Origin of the sequence: Nocardiopsis listeri, from assembly GCF_020741345.1 — a bacterium.
Lineage (GTDB): Bacteria > Actinomycetota > Actinomycetes > Streptosporangiales > Streptosporangiaceae > Nocardiopsis > Nocardiopsis listeri_A.
On the sequence record NZ_DYZD01000378.1, the window covers coordinates 1 to 3,165 of the forward strand.

General features: G+C 68.3%; 4 protein-coding genes and 2 pseudogenes. 4 read left to right on the plus strand and 2 right to left on the minus strand.

Going from position 1 to position 3,165, the window contains the following annotated elements:
• The 4 genes and pseudogenes from K8V84_RS20280 to K8V84_RS20295 form a co-directional block, all read left to right on the plus strand.
• Positions 1–671 (plus strand): annotated as a pseudogene (locus K8V84_RS20280) (F0F1 ATP synthase subunit beta); the annotation flags it as partial.
• 124 nt (positions 672–795) lie between these two features.
• The gene (locus K8V84_RS20285; protein WP_304077363.1) at positions 796–1,185 is read left to right on the plus strand and encodes a F0F1 ATP synthase subunit epsilon; all 390 of its coding nucleotides are present in this window, start codon (positions 796–798) and stop codon (positions 1,183–1,185) included.
• Between the two features lie 22 nt (positions 1,186–1,207).
• Complete coding sequence (locus tag K8V84_RS20290; protein ID WP_304077365.1) at positions 1,208–1,720, plus strand: DUF2550 domain-containing protein; 513 nt, start codon at positions 1,208–1,210, stop codon at positions 1,718–1,720.
• Positions 1,721–1,785: 65 nt separating this feature from the next.
• Positions 1,786–2,091 (plus strand): MTH1187 family thiamine-binding protein, encoded by a 306-nt coding sequence (locus K8V84_RS20295; protein WP_304077367.1) that lies wholly within the window; start codon positions 1,786–1,788, stop codon positions 2,089–2,091.
• On the opposite strand, the gene K8V84_RS20300 is transcribed toward K8V84_RS20295, so the two are convergent.
• On the minus strand, positions 2,088–2,684 hold the full coding sequence (locus tag K8V84_RS20300; protein WP_304077369.1) for a cob(I)yrinic acid a,c-diamide adenosyltransferase: 597 nt from the start codon (positions 2,682–2,684) through the stop codon (positions 2,088–2,090). The genes K8V84_RS20295 and K8V84_RS20300 overlap by 4 nt on opposite strands.
• Positions 2,685–2,998: 314 nt before the next feature.
• Positions 2,999–3,165 (minus strand): annotated as a pseudogene (locus K8V84_RS20305) (aminopeptidase); the annotation flags it as partial.

Genomic DNA, 3,165 nt, shown 5'->3' on the forward strand with positions numbered 1-3,165 from the left:
TCATCGACAACATCTTCCGTTTCACCCAGGCGGGTATGGAGGTCTCCACGCTGCTGGGCCGTATGCCCTCGGCCGTGGGTTACCAGCCCAACCTGGCCGACGAGATGGGTCAGCTCCAGGAGCGGATCACCTCGACGCGTGGTCACTCGATCACCTCGATGCAGGCGATCTACGTCCCCGCGGACGACTACACCGACCCCGCTCCGGCGACCACCTTCGCCCACCTGGACGCGACGACCGAGCTCTCCCGCCCGATCTCGCAGAAGGGCATCTACCCGGCGGTCGACCCGCTGGCCTCCACCTCCCGTATCCTCGACCCGCAGTACGTGGGCGAAGAGCACTACGCGGTGGCCCAGCGAGTCAAGGAGATCCTGCAGCGCAACAACGACCTGCAGGACCAGATCGCCATCTTGGGTATGGACGAGCTGTCCGAAGAGGACAAGATCATCGTCAACCGGGCTCGTCGCCTGGAGCGCTTCCTCTCCCAGAACATGTTCGTGGCGGAGAAGTTCACCGGTACCCCGGGCGTGTTCGTTCCTCTCGAGGAGACCATCGCCTCCTTCAAGGGTCTGTGCGACGGCGAGTACGACCACCTTCCCGAGCAGGCCTTCCTCGACGTCGGCAACATCGACATGGTCGTGGAGAAGGCCAAGAAGCTTCAGGAAGGCTAGGACTGCGCGTCAGTGCCCCCGGCCGTGAGCCCGGGGGCGACGGGCGGGGCCAGCCAGGCGGGGCCGGGTATCGATTCGTACTCGGCCCCGCCGAACCCACCCGCTAGCCGAGGAGTTTGTGGCAGTGTCGAAGAAGCTTTTCGTCGAGATCGTCTCTCCCGAACGTGAGGTTTGGGCAGGCGAGGGCGACATGGTCATCGCGAAGACCGTCGAGGGCGAGATCGGCGTCATGCCCGGCCACGTGCCGGTGCTGTCGCTGCTCGCTGAGGACGCGGTCGTTCGTGTGCTGGGGGCCCGAGAGACCGGTGAGGTCAAGGCCGCCGCCCACGGCGGGTACGTCTCGGTGTCGGGTGAGGGTCGGGTCTCCATCCTCGCCGAGACCGCCGAGCTCGCCGAGGACATCGATGTGGACCGTGCGCGTCAGGCCCTGACGAGCGCGGCCGAGGACGGCGACAGCGCCGCCGCCGGGCGTGCCCGCAGCCGTCTGCGTGCCGCCGGCGAGGAAGTCGCCTAACGAAGCGAAAGAGGCGGGACGAGTGGTGGAGCAGCTGCCCGGAACACCGTGGTCGGAGTCCCTGTGGTGGGTGCTCCTCGTCCTCGTCGCCCTCCTCGTGGTGGTGTTCCTCGCCGGCGCCCTGCGACGTTTCGTCCTGGTGCGCAGTGGTGGCGCCATCGAGTGCTATCTGCGTGTATGCGGGGGCAAGGGGCGCCGGGGCGCCTGGCGTGTCGGTTTCGGCCGGTACGGCACGGACGGCTTCGGCTGGTACCCCGTCCTCTCGCTCCGACCGCGGCCGACAGTTCGACTGTCGCGCCGCGGTCTCGTCGTTGTGGGGCGACGTTCCCGGACGGCGGGGGAGGAGGGTTCCGGCACGGTGAGGGTGGACGCGCCGCTGCCGGCCGACGTGACCGTCCTGGAGATCGGCTGGATCGGTCCGGACGGCTCCGACCCCGAGGACGCGGTCTACGAGGTGGCCATGGGGGAGCGCCAGCTCACCGGTTTCCTGTCGTGGATCGAGTCGATGCCCCCGGGCACCCACTGGGAGGCCTGAACCTTTCACCCTCGCGCGGCCCCGCCTGGTTCACACCGGCGGGGCCTCTGTGTTTCCATGGCCACATGAGCACCATCGTCGCTTTCTCCGTTTCCCCGCTCGGTACCGGTGAGTCCGTGGCGCCCGCGGTGGCGCGCGCGGTCAAGGTCGTTCGCGAGAGCGGACTGCCCAACGAGACCTCCGCTATGTTCACCACCGTGGAGGGGGAGTGGGACGAGGTCATGGACGTGGTCAAACGCGCCGTGGCGGCCGCCGGTGAGGGCGCGTCCCGGGTGAGCGTGACGCTCAAGGTCGATATCCGGGACGGTGTCACCGACGGCCTGCACAGTAAGGTCGCCGCCGTCGAGCGCGAGTTGGACGCTTCCTCCTAGCGCTCTCCGCCGGGCTTCCAGAGAACCTCGTCGCCTTCCTCGGCCACGTATCGGCCGAGGATGAACAGCAGGTCCGAGAGCCGGTTGAGGTACTGGGCGGTGAGCGGGTTGACGCTGTCGCCGTGCTCCTCGATCGCGGCCCACACCGAACGTTCCGCCCGTCGCACCACGATGCGCGCGGTGTGCACCAACGCCACGGTGGGGGAGCCGCCGGGCAGGATGAAGCTGCGCAGCGTGGGCAGGTCCGCGTTGTAGGTGTCGCAGGCCTCCTCCAGGCGCTCCACGTACTCCGGGAGGACGCGCAGCGGTGGGTACTCGGGATCGGCGACGATGGGCGTGGACAGGTCCGCCCCCAGGTCGAAGAGCTCGTTCTGTACCCGGACCAGCAGCGTGCGTACGTCCTCGGGGAGTTCGCCCATGGCCAGTGCGACCCCGATGGCGGCGTTGGCCTCCTCGGCGTCGGCGTACCCGATGAGTCGGGTGTCGTTCTTGGAGGTCCTGCTCATGTCGCCGAGCGCCGTGGTTCCGGCGTCTCCGGTCCGGGTGTAGATCTTCGACAGTACGACCGGCTTGTCCGTGTCCCGTTTGGTCATGGGTCTCAGCCTAGGGGAGCGCCCGTCATCGAGCCTTCGGCGGTGCCGTGAGCACGAGGACGTCACGGAGGATAACTGTTCGATATCGGGGGGTGATGATGGCGCGCTTCGCTGATACCTTGAGGAACAAGGGAGCTACGGACAGTAGTTTCCGGTGGTGTTCGCGCACGATGCCCCCGGACGGAACAGAGGGGGACTGTCCGGGCGGATTGCGCGGGGGGAGACACCACTGAGGGCGGGTGGCGTGGAACCGGGGGGTTCACGCCACCCGCCCTTTCACTTCGCGGACGGAGCGCCGGGGGCGGCCACGCCGATCAACGCACCCAGGCGTCGCCCAGTCGCGGCAGGTCCACCGGGGCCGGTGTGCTGAAGGGCACCACACCGTTCACCGGCAGCGTGCTCTCGGCGAGGGCCTCCACGCCGTGCGCGCCCGCCGCCGACAGTTCGGCGACCGAGTCCCAGTTGACGTTCTCCATGGTGT

What these genes read in the sequence shown, in the direction of transcription:
- K8V84_RS20295 (WP_304077367.1), top strand. Translation starts at nt 1,786, where the DNA reads ATGAGCACCATCGTCGCTTTCTCCGTTTCCCCGCTCGGTACCGGTGAG.
- K8V84_RS20300 (WP_304077369.1), bottom strand. Translation starts at nt 2,684, where the DNA reads ATGACCAAACGGGACACGGACAAGCCGGTCGTACTGTCGAAGATCTAC.